Source organism: Serratia sp. CY44782 (assembly GCF_052168715.1).
GTDB classification, from domain to species: Bacteria; Pseudomonadota; Gammaproteobacteria; order Enterobacterales; family Enterobacteriaceae; genus Serratia; species Serratia nevei.
The window spans coordinates 66,498-83,154 of record NZ_JBJNME010000003.1 but is presented as its reverse complement, the minus strand read 5'-3'; the positions used below and the strand labels follow the sequence as shown (position 1 = coordinate 83,154).

The window sequence follows — 16,657 nt, the reverse complement described above, 5'->3', positions numbered from 1 at the left end:
TTAATTACAAGTGAACTGACTCCGATGGAGATTGAAAACCCGACAACCCGGCCCGATCGCGGCGGGGTGCCAGCCAAGGCGCCTTCGCTCACGTTGCTGTTTTCCGCGTTGCTGCTGGTGATGCTGCTGGCGGCGCTGGATCAAACCATTGTCTCCACCGCGCTGCCGACCATCGTCGGCGAGTTTGGTGGGCTTGAGAAACTGTCGTGGGTGGTGACGGCCTATCTGCTGTCTTCCACCATCGTAGTGCCGCTGTACGGCAAATTCGGCGATCTTTTCGGCCGCAAGATTGTGCTGCAAATCGCTATTGTGCTGTTTTTGCTTGGGTCGGTACTGTGTGGGCTGGCGCAAAACATGACGCAGCTGATTCTGATGCGCGCGCTGCAAGGGTTGGGCGGCGGCGGGCTGTTGGTGGTCACCCTGGCGGTGGTCGGCGACGTGATCCCGCCGGCGGAACGCGGCCGCTATCAGGGGCTGTTCGGTGGGGTATTCGGCTTGGCCACGGTGGTGGGGCCGCTGATCGGCGGCCTGCTGGTGCAGCATTTTTCCTGGCGCTGGATTTTCTACATCAATCTGCCGCTGGGTCTGTTCGCCCTGCTGGTGATTGGCGCGGTGTTTCAGTCGCAGGTCAATCGAGTGCGGCATGAAATCGACTTCCTCGGCGCCGGTTACCTGGCGATGGCGCTCACCTGCATCATCCTGTTCACCAGCCAGGGCGGCACGGTCATGGCCTGGTCGGACGGCCAGCTGTGGTGCATTCTGGCCTTTGGCCTGGTGTCGCTGGGCGGCTTTATCTATGAGGAGCGGCTGGCCGGTGAACCGATCATTCCCCTCGGGCTGTTTCGCAACCGTACCTTCGTGCTGTGCGGCCTGATCGGCTTTATCGTCGGCATGTCGCTGTTCGGCTCCGTGACTTTCCTGCCGCTGTATCTGCAGGTGGTGAAAGGCTCGACGCCATCGCAGGCCGGGATGCAGCTGCTGCCGTTGATGGGCGGCATTATGGTCAGCTCGATCATCAGCGGCCGGCTCATCAGCAAACGCGGTAAATACCGGCTGTTTCCGATCGTCGGCACCCTGTGCGCATTGGGGGCGATGACGTTGCTCGGCACCCTGACCAATAACACGCCGGTGCAGCAACTGTACCTGTACATTTGCCTGCTGGGGTTGGGCCTGGGCATGGTGATGCAAGTGATGATCCTGGCGGCGCAGAACAGCGTGGAGCCCCGACATATGGGGGTCGCGACCTCGAGCGCCACGCTGTTCCGCTCTATCGGCGGTTCGATAGGCGTAGCGGTGTTCGGGGCGATTTTCACGCAGGTGCTGCACACCCGTTTGGCGGCGCTGTTGCCGGAAGGCGCGCAGCTGCCGCGCGCGCGCGGTGCAGAAGCGGTGCACCATTTGCCGGCGGCGCTGCAGCAGGATTACCTGCAGGCCTTCGGCGGGGCGATCCATTCGGTGTATCAAATTGCCGCCGGGGTGATGGCGTTGGCTTTTGCGCTGACCTGGCTCTTGAAAGACGTGCCGCTGCGGCACAAATAATCCCGACGCCGGCCGCTCCGGCCGGCGCTGCCCGACGAACTTTTACCGAATCCTTACGCAACCCTTTCAGAAGCGCATTCCGGCATTCGATATATTGAGAATAGTCATTCTCAACAGGATCGTATTGCAATGCAGAGGAAAACGCTTTTGGTGCTTGGGCTGTCGCTGTTGCTGGCCGCCTGCGATGGGCAAAACGCCGGTGCGCCAGCCGGCGCGGGCGCAGAACAGGAGGTCGGCGTGGTCACGCTGCGCGGCCAGTCAGTGACCCTGAGCAGCGAGCTGACCGGCCGGGTCAACGCCACCATGACCTCCGACGTGCGGCCACAGGTCGACGGCATCATCAAGCAGCGGTTATTTACCGAAGGCGCCGAGGTGAAAGCCGGGCAGGTATTGTACCAAATTGACCCCGCCAGCTATCAGGCCAGCTACGATCAGGCCGCCGCCCAGCTGAAAAACGCCCAGGCCACGGTGCAATCCACCCGGCTCAAATCGCAGCGCTATGCGGCGCTGGTGAAAGAGAACGGCGTTTCTCAGCAGGATGCGGACGATGCCAAAGCCGCCTATCTGGCGGCCGTGGCGTCGGTGGCCCAGTATCAGGCGGCGCTGGAGACGGCGCGCATCAACCTCGCTTATACCCAGGTGCGGGCGCCGATCGGCGGGCGTATCGGTATCTCATCGGTGACGCCGGGCGCGCTGGTCACCGCCAGCCAAACCGATGCGTTGGCCACCATCCGCGCGCTCGACCCTATCTATGTCGATCTGACCCAGTCCAGCGCCCAGCTGCTTAAACTGCGGCGCCAGCAGGCGGCGTTACAGCGCGGCGCGGTCACGCCGGTCGCCATCAAGCTGGAGGACGGTACGCCTTATGCCCATGCCGGCAAGCTCGAGCTGACCGAAGTCGCGGTGGACGAAGCCACCGGTTCGGTCACGCTGCGCGCGGTGTTCCCCAACCCCGAACATGAGCTGCTGCCCGGCATGTATGTCCACGCCACGGTGGATAACGGCGTCGATCCCAAAGCGATTCTGGCGCCGCAGCAGGGCATAACCCGCAACGCCAAAGGGGAAGCCACCGCGTTGGTGGTGGACGAACAGAACAAAGTGGCGCAGCGCACCGTCAGCGCCGAACGGGTGGTGGGCAGCAATTGGCTGATCGGCAGCGGGCTGAACGAAGGCGATCGCCTGATCGTCGAAGGCACCAGCAAGGTCACGATCGGCGCCGCGGTGAAGCCGGTTGAAGTCTCGGTCGACAAAACCCAACGCGGGGAGCAGTGATATGGCGCAGTTCTTTATCCGGCGGCCGGTATTCGCCTGGGTGATCGCCATCATCATCATGCTGTGCGGCCTGATGTCGATCAATTCGTTGCCCGTTTCGCAGTACCCGGACGTCTCGCCGCCGCAGATTTCCATCTCCGCCACCTACCCGGGCGCAGACGCGGAAACGCTGGAAAACAGCGTCACGCAGGTGATTGAGCAACAGCTCACCGGCCTGGACGGCCTGCTGTATTTTTCTTCGACCAGCAGCTCCAGCGGCTCGGTCAGCATCAACGTCACCTTTGATCAGGGCACCGATCCGGATATCGCTCAGGTGCAGGTGCAAAACAAGGTGCAGCAGGCGGAAAGCCGTTTGCCGAGCGCGGTTACCGCGCAGGGCGTGACGGTCAAGAAATCCCAGAGCAGCTTCCTGCTGATCGTCGGGCTGTATGACGAAAGCGATAAGGCGACGATGGCCGATATCTCCGACTATCTGGTCAGCAACCTGCAGGATCCGCTGTCGCGCATCGAGGGCGTGGGGGACGTGCAGGTGTTCGGCTCGGAATACGCGATGCGTATCTGGCTGGATCCGACCAAGCTGGCGAGCTATGCGCTGATGCCTTCCGACGTGCAGACGGCGATCGAAGCGCAAAACACCCAGGTGTCCGCCGGCAAGATCGGCGATTTGCCGGCCGCCGCCGATCAGCAGCTGACCGCCACGGTAAAGGCGCAGTCGCGGCTGCAAACGCCGGAACAGTTTCGCAATATCATCCTGAAAAGCGACAGCAGCGGCGCGCTGGTGCGGTTGGGCGACGTGGCGCGAATTGAGCTGGGCAACGAGGACTACTCCGCCAGCGCACACCTCAACGGCCACCCGGCGGCGGGGATCGCGGTCAAGCTGGCGGCGGGTGCCAACGCCCTCAACACCGCCAAGCTGGTGAAGGCCAAGGTGGCGGAATACCAAAGTGCGATGCCGCAGGGCTACAAGGTGGCCTACCCGAAAGACAGCACCGACTTTATCAACATCTCGATCGAGGAGGTGGTGAAAACGCTGTTCGAAGCGGTGGCGTTAGTGGTAGTGGTGATGTTCGTGTTCCTGCAAAACCTGCGCACCACGCTGATCCCGACCATCACCGTGCCGGTGGTATTGCTGGGCACCTTCGGCGTGCTGGCGGCGTTCGGCTATTCAATCAATACCCTGACGCTGTTCGGCATGGTGTTGGCGATCGGGCTGTTGGTGGACGACGCCATCGTGGTGGTGGAAAACGTCGAACGCGTGATGCGGGAGGATAAGCTGCCGCCGCGCGAGGCGACGGAGAAATCGATGCGCGAAATCACCGGCGCATTGGTCGGCATCGCGCTGGTGCTGTCGGCGGTGTTTCTGCCGATGGCGTTCTTCGGCGGCTCCACCGGGGTGATCTATCGCCAATTTTCGATCACCGTCGTCTCCTCGATGGTGCTGTCGGTGGTGCTGGCGTTGACGCTGGCGCCGGCATTGTGCGCCACGTTGCTGAAGCCCGCGCACTACGCGCAGACCGACAAGGGCTTGCTGGGCAAATTCAACCGCGGCTATGACCGGCTGCAGGAGAAGTACGCCGACAAGGTCGGTGGGGTAATCCACCGGCCGACGCGCTATCTGCTGCTGTACGGCCTGCTGTTGATCGCCGCGGCCGTGATGTACCTGCGCTTGCCGACCGGCTTTCTGCCCAACGAGGATCAGGGCACGGTGATGGTACAATACACCTTGCCGGCAGGCGCCACCAACGCGCGCACCTCGGCGGTGAGCGAGGCGGTGACCGCCTATTTCCTCGACCAGGAAAAGGCCAACGTCAGCACCATTTTCACCATCAACGGATTCGGCTTCAGCGGCAGCGGGCAAAACGCCGGCATGGCGTTCGTCAGCCTCAAAGACTGGAGCCAGCGCAGCGGCAGCGCGAACACCGCCGACGCCATCGCCAAACGCGCCATGGCGCACTTCGCCTCGCTGCGCGACGCCCAGGTCTTCTCCATGAGCCCACCGGCGATCGACGGTTTCGGCCAGTCCGACGGCTTCACCTTCGAGCTGCAGGCCAAAGGGGCGACCACCCGCGCCGAACTGCAGGCGATGCGCGATCAGATCGTTGCCGCCGCCGGCAACAACCCGGCGCTGCTGGCGGTGCGCGCCAACACCTTGCCGGACACCCCGCAGCTGCAGGTGGAGATCGACAACGGCAAGCTGCAGGCGCTCGGCCTGAGCGCCGCCGACGTCAACAGCACCCTCAGCAGCGCGTTCGGCAGCACCTACATCAACGACTTTATCGATCGCAACCGGGTGAAAAAAGTCTATATGCAGGGCGATGTACAGTACCGCGCCAAGCCGGAAGATCTCGACCGCTGGTTTGTGCGCGGTACTAACGCGTCGGGCGCCAGCAGCATGACGCCGTTCTCCGCCTTTGCGTCTTCGCACTGGATCTACGGGCCGGAAAACCTGTCGCGCTATAACGGGCTGTCGTCGTTCGAGATCACCGGGCAGGGCGCCGCCGGCGTCAGCTCCGGTACGGCGATGAGCGAGATGGAGAAACTGGCGGCAACATTCTCCGCCGGCAGCAGCTATTCCTGGAGCGGGCTGTCCTATCAGGAGCGGCTGACCAGCGGCCAGGCGTCGTCGCTGTACGCCATTTCGCTCATCGTGGTGTTCCTGTGCCTGGCGGCGCTGTATGAGAGCTGGTCGATTCCGTTCGCGGTGATGTTGGTGGTGCCGATGGGCGTGGTGGGATCGCTGCTGGCGATCACCCTGCGTGGGCTGGAAAACGACATCTACTTCCAGGTGGCGCTGCTCACCATCATCGGCCTGTCGGCGAAGAACGCCATTTTGATCGTCGAGTTCGCCGAGGAGATGCATCAGCGCGGTGAAACGCTGATTGGCGCGGCGGTCCACGCGGCGCGCATGCGCCTGCGGCCGATCCTGATGACCTCGCTGGCATTTACCGCCGGGGTGCTGCCGCTGGCGGTATCCAGCGGCGCCGGCGCCAACAGCCGCATCGCCATCGGTACCGGCATCATCGGTGGCACCATCACCGCCACCGCATTGGCCATCTTTTTCGTCCCGCTGTTTTATGTGTTGGTGCGCCGCATGTTTACCCGTCGGCCCGCCAACCCGCCGTCACAGGCAGGAGAATAACGTGTTGCAACGAGTCATGATGTTAACTTTACCGCTGCTGCTGACCGGCTGTCTGTCGCTGGATCCGCACTACCAGCGCCCGGCGGCGCCGGTGCCCGCCAACCTGCCGCAGGGCGAGGCCGGCGGCAACCAGGCGCTGAGCTACCCGGACGTCGCCTGGCGCGACTATGTCCAGGACGCCCGGCTGCGCCAGGTGGTGGCGCTGGGGCTGAACAGCAGCCGCGATCTGCGCGAGGCGATCGCCAATATCGCGTCGGCGCGCGCCCTGTACGGCGAGCAGCGCTCGGCGCTGTTCCCGACAATCAATGCCACCGCCGACGGCAGCCGCGGGCGGGCGTTGACCGGCAGCGGCAACGCCACCGCGCTGAGCCAAAGCTACGAAGCCGCGGCCGGCGTCAGCGCATTCGAGTTGGATCTGTTCGGCAAGAACGCCAGCCTGTCGCGCGCGGCGTTCGAAACCTATCTGGCGAACTCGGAGGCGGCGAAAAGCACCCGTCTGACGCTGATCGCCGATATCGTCACCGACTGGGTGGCGGTGGCGGCCGAGCGCAGTAATCTGGCGGTGGCACAGCAGACGATGGCGAGCGCCAAACGGTCGCTGGACGTCACGCGCAACAATCAACAGCACGGGATTGCATCGCTGGTTGACGTGGCGTCGGCGGAAACCGTCTATCAGCAGGCGCGATCGGACGCCGCCAGCTACGCCACCAGCGCCGCGCAGGCGAAAAACGCGCTGGATTTGGCGGTAGGGCAAAGCGTGCCGGAAAACCTGCTGCCGAGCGGTATCGAGGCGCTGGGCGGGATCATGCGCGATCTGCCGGCCGGCGTCTCCTCACAAGTGTTGCTGAAGCGGCCGGACGTGCTGCAGGCCGAGCATAACCTGAAATCCGCCAACGCCAATATCGGCTCGGCGCGGGCGGCGTTCTTCCCGTCGATCAGCCTGACCGCCAGCGGCGGCGTGGGCAGCGGTGAACTCTCCTCGTTGTTCAGCCACGGAGCCGGCGTCTGGTCGTTCGCACCGAGCATCAGCCTGCCGATCTTCAGCGGCGGCTATAACACGGCTCAGCTCAACTACACCCAGGCGCAGAAAGACCTGTATGTCGCCACCTATGAGAAAGCGGTGCAGACGGCATTTCAGGAAACCGCCGACGCGCTGGCGCGCAAAGCCACGCTGCAGGAACAGCTGGCGGCGCAAACCGGCTATGTGGCGGCGGCGCAGCAATATTATCGCCTGGCCGAGCTGCGTTACCGCCAGGGCGTGGACAGCTACCTGACGCTGCTGGACGCGCAGCGCACGCTGTACACGGCGCAACAGGCGCTGATCGCCGCACAGCAGACCGCGTACGACAATCAGGCCACCCTGTATAAAGTGTTGGGCGGCGGCGTTACCGCCGAGCGGCAGGGGGATGGTGTCATCGCCGACCCGACGACGCTCCGCCGCTAACCGTCGACCGCGCGTGCCAGGCATTTGGCTGCGCGCGGTTTTTTTATGGAAAGTGTAAAGAAACAGAAAACCCGGCGGGCGGCCAGAACTCGCCGCGTTGAGCAGAGTCAGACAGAGAACCGCATTCATCTTTTATTCATACCGGCTCGAGGTTGTCATGGCAGAAGACATTCAGCAACAGGTCATCGCGCTTATCGCCGCCTTCAACGCATCAGGGCGGCTGAAGAAGGGCGTGGCCATCGCCCCGGAAACCGAGATCAACACCGCGCTCAACCTGTCGTTCAGCGATTCCAATACGCTGATGCGTCGTTACTTCGATACCTTCGGCGTCGACAGCGGCAACTACAACCACGAACTGTATTTTCAGCCGCCGACCAACACCGGGCGCTGGTTTTCCCCCTCCGCGTGCAAAGAGCATCCCCGGCCGCTGTGCGTGTCGATGCTGGTGCGTTCCGCGCGCGCCAAGCGCTGGCTGTACGACATCCACTTCCTGATCGAACAGCTCCGCTAGCGCTGCGTTACTGCTCCAACACCTCGGCGAACTTCGCCAGCCACTGCGGATGCGCCGGCCAGGCCGGGGCGGTGACCAGATTGCCGTCGACGTGCGCCTGATCGATGCCGATCTCCGCATAATGGCCGCCGCCCAGCCGCACTTCCGGCGCGCAGGCCGGGTAGGCGCTGCAGGTGCGGCCTTTCAACACCCCGGCCGCCGCCAGCAGTTGCGGGCCGTGGCAAACGGCGGCGATCGGTTTTTTCGCGGCGTCAAACGCCTGCACCAGCGCGATCACGTCGGGGTTCAGACGCAGGTATTCCGGCGCCCGGCCGCCGGGGATCAAGAGCGCATCGTAGTGCTCTTCCTTGGCGGCGGCGAAGTCGGCATTTAAGGTAAAACGGTGGCCGGGTTTCTCGCTGTAGGTCTGCGCCCCGTCAAAGTCGTGGATTGCGGTCTGGATATAATCGCCGACGGCTTTGCCGGGGCACACGGCGTCCACCCAATGGCCGATCATCTGCAATGCCTGAAACGGCACCATGGTTTCGTAATCTTCGGCGTAGTCGCCGACCAGCATCAGGATCTTTTTCTTGCTCATGATCACAACTCCTGCGGGATGGGGATTGCCTAAGGTATAGCCCAGCGCCCCTGGGAATGCGAACCGCAAAGCGCCTATCTATACTCGTGATACTGCGGCGCTTTTCTCGCCGCTCAACCCCAGGGAGGATCCCCGATGCTGAATCTGGCTACCTTGCTTGAAGAGAGTGCGCGCACCTGGCCGGAGCGGCCGGCGGTGATACAGGACGACAACCCGCTCAGCTATCGGGCGCTTAACGAAATGGCCAATCGGGTGGCGAATTTGTTGGCCGCGCGCGGCGTGCGGCCCGGTGAACGGGTGGCGCTGGCCAGCCCGAACCGGCCGGAGTTTCCGGCTATCTATTACGGCATTCTCAAAAGCGGCGCGGTGGTGGTGCCGCTGAATATTCTGCTTAAAAGCGCAGAGTTCGACTATTACCTGGCGGATTCGGCGGCGGTGGCGCTGTTTTGTTTCGAGGGCAGCAGCGGCCTGCCGCTGGGGGAGGAAGCGCTGCGGGCGGCGGCGAAGGCGGAGCTGTGCCGTGAGGTGTTTATCATCGGCGATCGGTTGCCGCTCGAGGGAGAGCGTTTCAGCGCGGCGATAGCCGAACAGGCTACCGAATTCGCTTCGGCGACGACGCTAGAAAGCGACACCGCGGTGGTGCTGTATACCAGCGGCACCACCGGCCGCGCCAAAGGGGCGGAGTTGACTCACGCCAATCTGGTGCTCAACGCCTTGGGATCGGTGCGGCTGTTCGACGGTTCGGAAACGGCCCCCGATCGTCACCTGGTGACCTTGCCGCTATTCCACACTTTTGGTTCGACGGTGCAGATGAACGCCGGGTTCGCTTCCGCCGCCACTCTGGTGCTGGTCGAACGCTTCGACGCCGCGCAGGCCATCGCGCTGATGCAACGGCACGGCATCACCTTCTTCGCCGGGGTGCCGACCATGTATTGGGCGCTGTTGAATGCGCTGGATGAGCACACGGATATCGAACGCTTGCGCAGCACGCTGCGTATGGCGGTGTCCGGCGGCGCCAGCCTGCCGGTGCAGATCCTGGAGGATTTTTCGCGCCGCTTCGGCGTCAACATTCTCGAAGGATACGGGCTGTCTGAGACCAGCCCGGTCGCCACCTTTAACCATCCCCATCGGGTGACCAAACCCGGCTCCATCGGCCAACCGATCTGGGGCGTGGAGGTGCGCCTGGTCGATGCCACCGGGCAGCCGATCGACGGCATCGATCGGGTCGGGGAGATCGCGGTGCGCGGTTACAACATCATGAAAGGCTATCTGAACCGCCCTGAGGCGACGGCAGAGGTGCTGGAAAACGGCTGGTTCCGCACCGGTGACCTGGCGCGTCGCGACGCCGACGGCTTCTATTTCATCGTCGATCGGGCCAAGGACATGATCATCCGCGGCGGGTTCAACGTCTATCCGCGCGAGATTGAAGAGGCGCTGATTCGCCATCCGGCGGTGTCGTTGGTGGCGGTGATCGGCGTCGAGCATCCGTCACTGGGCGAAGAGATCAAAGCGGTGGTGGTATTGAAAGAGACGGAAGAGCCGATCGAGGAAGAAACGCTGATTGCCTGGAGCCGGGAGCGGCTGGCGGCGTACAAGTATCCGCGCATCGTCGAGTTCGTCGAGCGTTTGCCGATGACCAGTACCGGTAAGGTGTTGAAGCGCTGTTTGCGCTGAGGAAAATCCGGCCTGCCGGGGCAGGCCGGGATACGGGCATCAACCTGGGTAGATGCCGCGCTCTTTACGTGCGGTCAGGATGCGCTCACAGGCCACGATGTAAGCCGCGGTGCGCAGGCTGCACTCTTTCTCGGCCGCCTTGTTCCAGACGTGGACCATGGCGTCGGTCATGATCTTGTCCATACGCTCGTTGATCTCGGACTCGCTCCAGAAGTAGCTCGCCATGTCCTGCACCCACTCGAAGTAACTGACCGTTACGCCGCCGGCGTTACAGATAACGTCCGGTACCACGGTGATGTTACGGGAACGCAGAATGTCGTCCGCTTCTGGGAAGGTAGGGCCGTTAGCGCCTTCCAGCACCAGCTTGGCGCTGAGGATTTCGGCGCGCTGACGGGTGATTTGGCCTTCCAGCGCCGCTGGGATCAGGATGTCCATGTCGACCGACCAGAACGCTTCGCTTTCGATCTCGCTGGCGCCAGGGAAGCCGGCGATCTGCTTGTGCTTGGCCTGGTATTCGGTCAGCGCGGTCAGGTCGATGCCGTTGGCGTTGAACAGGGTGGCGGAGTGGTCCTGGATGGTGACGACGCGCGCGCCGACGCCAACGAACAGGCGAGCCGCTTCGCTGCCCACGTTACCGAAGCCTTGTACCGCCACTTTGGCGCCTTCGATCTGCACGCCCAGACGCTTGGCCACTTCGCTGCCGGTGACGAACACGCCGCGGCCGGTCGCTTTCTCACGGCCCAGGGAGCCGCCGAGGTGGATTGGCTTGCCGGTGACCACGCCGGTGATGGTGGTGCCGTGGTTCATGGAGTAGGTGTCCATCATCCAGGCCATTACTTTGGCGTTGGTGCCGACGTCCGGCGCAGGAATGTCTTTCTGTGGCCCGATGATGAAGCCGATTTCGCTGGTGTAGCGGCGGGTCAGTCGCTCCAGTTCACCTTCAGACAGTTTGAACGGGTCGACGCGGATGCCGCCCTTGGCGCCGCCGTACGGCAGGTTGACCGCGGCACACTTGATGGTCATCCAGGCGGACAGGGCCATCACTTCGTTCAGATCGACGTCAGGGTGGAAGCGGATACCGCCTTTGCCCGGCCCACGCGACAGGTTGTGCTGTACGCGGAAACCTTCGAAGTGACGGATGGTGCCATCGTCCATCTGCAGCGGGATATCAACAATCAAAGCGCGCTTAGGGTGACGCAGCGTATCAACCCAGCGTGACAGCTCGCCGAGGTAAGGGGCGACGCGATCGATTTGTTGCAGATATGTAGCCCAAGCGGTGGTGCTGCTGTCTGAAGCGTAGGATAGCTTTTCCATAACCAACCTTTATATATTAGAGGTATTTATTTCGTTTAACCGTGGATTAGCAAGCGCATAACACTTTGCGACGCTAAATTTACCACTAATTATGCCGGTTGTTAGCCCCCCTCTCATCGGGCCAGCGGACGCTTTTTCGCCGCCCGCTGGCCGGTAAATGAATAGTTAATTACTTTTCGTCGGTGGCGAGTGGGTACATGCATAATTTATGCATATAAATCGCATAAAAACCCTTTTTATCTATTTTTCAGAAGCTTGAATGTGATCAAAAAGTTTCATTTTATTTAACTGCCATGTTGACAATGGCATTTCCCCTCGCCAGAGTTAAATTAATGTTAAAACGGCTCCGGCGTCGTTTTTTTGTAGCACAAGGGAAAGTATAACCATTTGATATTGTAGCATTTACCCACCACGCTCAGGCTTTGTACGCCAAACGTGGGCGATACGACGGCTCACGAGAGCATTTTCTCGGTACCCATTATTATTACCTCCCTGTCACAACGGGGCGGGCAGCTTTTGGTCTCAATTTTTTTGCCGGTTAGAGCGCCCACGGGCGTTTCACTCCTGCTGCAGCCGCACAACGGTTGCTTAATCGCCTTAATGACGGACAGGTAACACCATGACAAAAAATCACTGCGATCGGCTGAACCCAGGTTCAGCCGAGGGGCCAAACTGTGCCCAAACCCTGCAACGTGGGCTGAGCGCGCGCCATATTCAACTGATTTCGATCGGCGGCGCCATTGGCACCGGGCTGTTTATGGGCTCCGGCAAGACCATTGCGCTGTCGGGCACCTCCATCGTACTGACTTACGCCATCGTCGGCTTTTTCATGTTCATGGTCATGAGGGCGATGGGGGAACTGCTGCTCACGCGGCTCGATTACCGCTCGTTCGCCGATTTCGTCTCCGAATACCTGGGGCCACGCGCCAGCTTTTTTCTTGGCTGGTCCTATTGGCTGAGCTGGATCGTTACCTGCATTGCGGACGTGGTGGTGTGCGGCGGCTACGTGCAGTATTGGCTGCCGAACGTCTCGCCCTGGCTGCCGGCGCTGCTGACGTTGGGCTTTCTGTGCCTGTTCAACATGCTGTCGGTCAAGATGTTCGGCGAAGCCGAGTTCTGGTTCGCGATGATCAAGGTGGTGGCGATTGTCGCGCTGATCGCCACCGGCGCCTGGATGGTGTTCAGCGGCTGGACTTCGCCGGACGGCGTGACTGCTTCGCTGCATAACGTCACCGATCCCGCCATTTTCATGCCGCACGGTATCTTCGGCTTCTTCGCCGGTTTCCAGATCGCCATTTTCTCCTGTACCGGCATCGAACTGCTGGGCACGATGTCGGCGGAGACTAAAAACCCCGAGAAGGTGCTGCCGAAGGCGATCAACGCGATCCCGGCGCGCATCATCGTCTTCTACGTGTGTTCGATGCTGACCATTATCGCCGTCACCTCGTGGAGCCACATCTCGCCGGACAGCAGCCCGTTCGTGATGCTGTTCGATCGGGCGGGGCTGCCGGCCGCCGCCGCGGTGATCAACTTCGTGGTGCTGACCTCGGCGATGTCTTCGGCCAACAGCGGCGTCTATTCCAGCACCCGCATGCTGTACAGTCTGTCGATGGAAAAGCACGCCCACGGCCAGTTCCGCATTCTGTCCCGCACCACGGCCATTCCGATCCGCAGCCTGCTGTTTTCCTGCTTCTGCATGGTGGCCGGCACCTTGCTGCTGGTGCTGGTGCCGAACGTGATGACGCTGTTCACCATCGTCTCTACCGTGGCGGCGATCCTGGTGGTTTACAGCTGGGGCATGATTTTGGTCGCCTACCTGGTGTATCGCCAGAAGCGGCCGGATTTGCACGCCGATTCCAACTTCAAAATGCCGGGCGGGATCGCGATGGCCTGGCTGACGTTGGCATTCTTCGCCTTTACGCTGGTGCTGATGGTGTTCGATCGCGATACGCTGATCGCGCTGTGCAGCATGCCGCTGTGGTTTACCACGCTCGGCCTGATCTGGCGCTATCGGGTCCGCGACAGCGTGAAGCGCGAGAGCTACGTGTTTTATCAGCGTGGCGCCGAGGCGGAATAACCGGTGCATCCTGCGCCGCTTGCCGCCGCTCCGCTCGGCAAGCGGCGGCAACTGCGGTATGCTAAGCGGCTGAACAGCAAACCAAACCGGGCTATACGGAGACCCCCCAGCGTGCCGAACTCTTCTTCTCAACTCGAACTTTTGCGCTCGGTCGCCGACGGCGTCGCGGCGCTGTTTTTCCCGAATGCGGAAGTGGTGATCCACGATCTGGCCACCAACAAGATTGCCTATCTGGCGAACAACCTGTCGAAGCGCAAACCGGGTGACGACGCCGGGCTGGACGACTTCGAGCTCGCCGGCGGCGCCGGCGTGACCGGCCCCTATGAGAAGCTGAACTGGGACGGCAAAAAGATGCGCTCGGTGAGCATCGCCGCGCGCGACGAGCAGGGCAAGCCCAGCTATCTGCTGTGCATCAACCTGAGCACCGCGATGTTCGAGGACGCCCGCAACGCGCTGGACATGTTCCTGTCGGTCACCCGGCTGCAGCCACAGCCGCAAGCGCTGTTCAAAGATGACTGGCAGGAGAAGATCAATACCTTCCTGCACGATTGGCTGCGGCGCGAAAACGCCGCGCTCGGTGCATTGAGCCGCGAACAGAAACGGCGGCTGGTCAGCGATCTCTATCATCAGGGGGCGTTCAAGGCCAAAAGCGCCGCGGACTACATCGCCAACGTGCTCTCGATGGGGCGCGCCACGGTGTACAAGCATTTGCGAGAGCTGAAACAGGAGTAAAGGCGGCGGAAGTCGAAAGAAATGGGCGGCGCTGGCCGCCCATTTTTGTTACCAGCGGTAGTTGACCGAAGCGATGATGCTGCGGCCGCTGCCGTAGAAGCAGGCGTACTCGCCGCTGCAGGATGAAACGTATTTCTTGTCCGTCAGGTTCTGTACGTTGAGCTGAAGCGCCGCACCGCGCAGCGCCGACGAAGCCTGGCCGAGGTCATATTTCACCATGGCGTCGTACAGCGTGTAGTGCGGCACATCGTACTGGCCGATGGCGTCGGCCGGCGCATCGCCGATGTAACGCACGCCGCTGCCGACGGTCAGGCCGTTCAGCGCGCCGCTCAGGAAGCTGTAGCTGCCCCAAGCGGACGCCGCGTGGCGCGGGATGCCCGCCGGGCTGTGGCCGATTTCGTCCGCCGAGTTGGAGTCTTTGGTCACTACGTCGGTGTAGGTATAGGCGGCGGTCAGCTTGATCTCCGGCGTCGGCTGAGCGTGCACTTCCGCCTCAATCCCTTTGGATTTCACCTCACCAATCTGCTCGTAGGCGGAGGTGAGGCGGTTATAGGACGCCACATTGCGCTGGGTAATGTCGAACCAGGAGAGGGTCAGCAGGGTGTTGCCGCCCGGGATCTGGTACTTCACGCCCACCTCGGTTTGTTTGCCGGTGGTCGGCTTGAGCGGATCGGCGCCCGGCGCGCTCGGGTACAGGTTAGGATCGAACGAGGTGCTGTAGCTGACATACGGTGAAATGCCGTTGTCAAAGGCGTAAAGCAGGCCCGCGCGGCCGGTGAACTGGGCATCGTTGTAGGTCTGCTCTTTACCGCCGCTGGTGCGATCGCGGGTGTTGACCTGCGACCAGTCCTGACGGCCGGACAGCAGCAGATTCCAGTTATTCCACTCCAGCTGGTCCTGCAGATACACCCCGACCTGATTCAGCGTCTTCAAGTCGCTGGAAACCAGCGTCAGCGCACTGCCATCAATGCTGGGGCGAACCGGATTGGCCCAGTCGATCGGGTAGTCGTTGCCGCGATCGCGGTACATTTTATAATCGCTATGGCTGTAGCGGTAATCCAGCCCGCCCAGCACCGTGTGCTTCACCTCGCCGGTATCGAACAGGCCCTTCAGCTGGTTATCCACGCCAAACTCGTTGGTCATCTGCGTTTCATGCTGCGCCCTGCGCGTCACGGTGTGGTCGTTAACGTCAGAATTTACGTTATAGACCAGATATTTATAGTCTTCATCACGGTGGGTGAAGCGCAGGTTCTGGGTAAACGACAGCGCATCGCTGAAATTATGTTCGAGGCTGTAACCGATCGACGCCTGCTCGCGCCGCGATTTGTTGAAGCTGGGCTCGCTGACGTTGAAATCGTAAGGCACGTAGCCCGCGCTGGTCGGGAACAGCGTGCCGGCGCGCGGCAGGAAGTTGCGCGACCCGGCTTTCGGATCGTTCTGGTAGCTGGTCAGCAGCGTAAAGCTGGTGTCTTCATTCGGCAGCCAGGTGAAGGCCGGCGCGATGGCCACCCGTTGCTGCTTGCTGTCTTTGACAAACTCATGCTCGGTTCTGGCGATGCCGTTCAGGCGGTAGAACAGGGTATTGTCGTCGTTGAGCTTGCCGCCGAAATCGAACGCCGTTTCCGCCAGATGGCGGTTGCCGGTGCTGAATTTGACTTCGTGAATGCTCTGGGCGGTAGGGCGCTTGCTGGTCATCACCACTACGCCGCCGGGGCTGACCTGGCCGTACAGCACGCCGGCCGGGCCGTGCACCATCTCCACGCGCTCCAGCAGCCAGGGATCGATCTGCCCGGCGCCGCCGTTTTGGCTCGAAAGGCCAAAGTGCAGGCCGTCGAGCAGCTTGGGCGCATAGCGGAAGCCGCGGCTGATCACTTCGTCATTGCGGTTGGAGTTGCCGCGGTAGGTGGTGATTACCCCGCTGGTGTAGTTCAGCGCGTCGGCGACCGACGCCGGCTCCTGGTCGTTCATTTGCTCGCGCGTCACCACTGAGATGGACTGCGGCGTTTTACGCAGAGAGGCGGCGGTCTTGGTGCCGGCGGCGCTCTCTTTGGCGACGATCCCCTTGACCGGGGCGGTCACGCTGTTTTGCGCGTCGGCGGTCACCAGAATCGTCTCGTCCGCGGCGGCGGACGCGTGTGGCGCGAAGGGCAGTAAGGCCAGCGCCGATCCCAGCAATAGACGCTTGGCGGACATCGCCTCTGCGTTCGCGTTTTCTATCCCTTTGTTTTTAATCTTCATTATCTCTCCTGCATACCTGCGTTGTGTGTCATGCCACCCTGATAAACCCCGAAATGCCGACAAGCGCTCTTCACCCGTCGACGCGGAAACGCCGTGTGTGCACGACGGTAAAAATCCGACAAATAGTATTGAAAACGATA

General features: G+C 61.9%; 11 protein-coding genes. 8 read left to right on the top strand and 3 right to left on the bottom strand.

The genetic code is table 11. The features are described from left to right. The first annotated feature begins 24 nt into the window (after positions 1-24). The 5 genes from ACJ8HT_RS06370 (at position 25) to ACJ8HT_RS06350 (ending at position 7,905) form a co-directional block, all read left to right on the top strand. Entirely contained in the window at positions 25-1,539 is a 1,515-nt protein-coding gene (locus ACJ8HT_RS06370) for an MDR family MFS transporter (RefSeq protein WP_197652860.1), read from the top strand. A 129-nt stretch (positions 1,540-1,668) separates the two neighbouring features. Continuing rightward, complete coding sequence (locus tag ACJ8HT_RS06365) at positions 1,669-2,811, top strand: efflux RND transporter periplasmic adaptor subunit (RefSeq protein WP_197652859.1); 1,143 nt, start codon at positions 1,669-1,671, stop codon at positions 2,809-2,811. Between the two features lies 1 nt (position 2,812). Next, positions 2,813-5,950 carry an efflux RND transporter permease subunit gene (locus ACJ8HT_RS06360; protein WP_197652858.1) on the top strand — a complete coding sequence of 1,046 codons (3,138 nt, stop codon included), beginning with the start codon at positions 2,813-2,815 and terminating at the stop codon, positions 5,948-5,950. A gap of 1 nt (position 5,951) precedes the next feature. Beyond that, on the top strand, positions 5,952-7,394 hold the full coding sequence (locus tag ACJ8HT_RS06355) for an efflux transporter outer membrane subunit (protein ID WP_341534878.1): 1,443 nt from the start codon (positions 5,952-5,954) through the stop codon (positions 7,392-7,394). Positions 7,395-7,551: 157 nt separating this feature from the next. After that, positions 7,552-7,905, top strand: coding sequence for a DUF1493 family protein (locus tag ACJ8HT_RS06350; protein ID WP_194571189.1), 354 nt, complete (start codon positions 7,552-7,554; stop codon positions 7,903-7,905). 7 nt (positions 7,906-7,912) lie between these two features. Here the strand turns inward: ACJ8HT_RS06350 and ACJ8HT_RS06345 are convergent, their stop codons facing one another. Further along, the gene (locus ACJ8HT_RS06345; RefSeq protein ID WP_004937978.1) at positions 7,913-8,482 is read right to left on the bottom strand and encodes a DJ-1/PfpI family protein; all 570 of its coding nucleotides are present in this window, start codon (positions 8,480-8,482) and stop codon (positions 7,913-7,915) included. Between the two features lie 135 nt (positions 8,483-8,617). Between ACJ8HT_RS06345 and ACJ8HT_RS06340 the strand changes: the two genes are divergently transcribed. Beyond that, entirely contained in the window at positions 8,618-10,156 is a 1,539-nt protein-coding gene (locus tag ACJ8HT_RS06340; protein WP_197652857.1) for a long-chain-fatty-acid--CoA ligase, read from the top strand. Positions 10,157-10,195: 39 nt separating this feature from the next. Here the strand turns inward: ACJ8HT_RS06340 and ACJ8HT_RS06335 are convergent, their stop codons facing one another. Beyond that, the gene (locus ACJ8HT_RS06335; protein ID WP_060418845.1) at positions 10,196-11,470 is read right to left on the bottom strand and encodes a Glu/Leu/Phe/Val family dehydrogenase; all 1,275 of its coding nucleotides are present in this window, start codon (positions 11,468-11,470) and stop codon (positions 10,196-10,198) included. A gap of 619 nt (positions 11,471-12,089) precedes the next feature. Here ACJ8HT_RS06335 and ACJ8HT_RS06330 point away from each other — a divergent pair. After that, a complete protein-coding gene (locus ACJ8HT_RS06330) occupies positions 12,090-13,547 on the top strand; it encodes an amino acid permease (RefSeq protein ID WP_197652856.1) in 1,458 nt (485 codons plus the stop codon). 111 nt (positions 13,548-13,658) lie between these two features. Further along, positions 13,659-14,279: a helix-turn-helix transcriptional regulator gene (locus ACJ8HT_RS06325; RefSeq protein ID WP_047730687.1), complete on the top strand. Its 621-nt coding sequence runs from the start codon at positions 13,659-13,661 to the stop codon at positions 14,277-14,279. A 48-nt stretch (positions 14,280-14,327) separates the two neighbouring features. On the opposite strand, the gene ACJ8HT_RS06320 is transcribed toward ACJ8HT_RS06325, so the two are convergent. Beyond that, a complete protein-coding gene (locus ACJ8HT_RS06320; RefSeq protein ID WP_126179507.1) occupies positions 14,328-16,517 on the bottom strand; it encodes a TonB-dependent siderophore receptor in 2,190 nt (729 codons plus the stop codon). Positions 16,518-16,657 lie beyond the last annotated feature (140 nt).

Excerpts from the sequence above, each read along its gene's own strand:
- ACJ8HT_RS06340 (WP_197652857.1), top strand. The coding sequence starts at position 8,618 with ATGCTGAATCTGGCTACCTTGCTTGAAGAGAGTGCGCGCACCTGGCCG.
- ACJ8HT_RS06365 (WP_197652859.1), top strand. The coding sequence starts at position 1,669 with ATGCAGAGGAAAACGCTTTTGGTGCTTGGGCTGTCGCTGTTGCTGGCC.
- ACJ8HT_RS06320 (WP_126179507.1), bottom strand. The coding sequence starts at position 16,517 with ATGAAGATTAAAAACAAAGGGATAGAAAACGCGAACGCAGAGGCGATG.
- ACJ8HT_RS06350 (WP_194571189.1), top strand. The coding sequence starts at position 7,552 with ATGGCAGAAGACATTCAGCAACAGGTCATCGCGCTTATCGCCGCCTTC.
- ACJ8HT_RS06370 (WP_197652860.1), top strand. The coding sequence starts at position 25 with ATGGAGATTGAAAACCCGACAACCCGGCCCGATCGCGGCGGGGTGCCA.
- ACJ8HT_RS06335 (WP_060418845.1), bottom strand. The coding sequence starts at position 11,470 with ATGGAAAAGCTATCCTACGCTTCAGACAGCAGCACCACCGCTTGGGCT.
- ACJ8HT_RS06330 (WP_197652856.1), top strand. The coding sequence starts at position 12,090 with ATGACAAAAAATCACTGCGATCGGCTGAACCCAGGTTCAGCCGAGGGG.
- ACJ8HT_RS06345 (WP_004937978.1), bottom strand. The coding sequence starts at position 8,482 with ATGAGCAAGAAAAAGATCCTGATGCTGGTCGGCGACTACGCCGAAGAT.
- ACJ8HT_RS06360 (WP_197652858.1), top strand. The coding sequence starts at position 2,813 with ATGGCGCAGTTCTTTATCCGGCGGCCGGTATTCGCCTGGGTGATCGCC.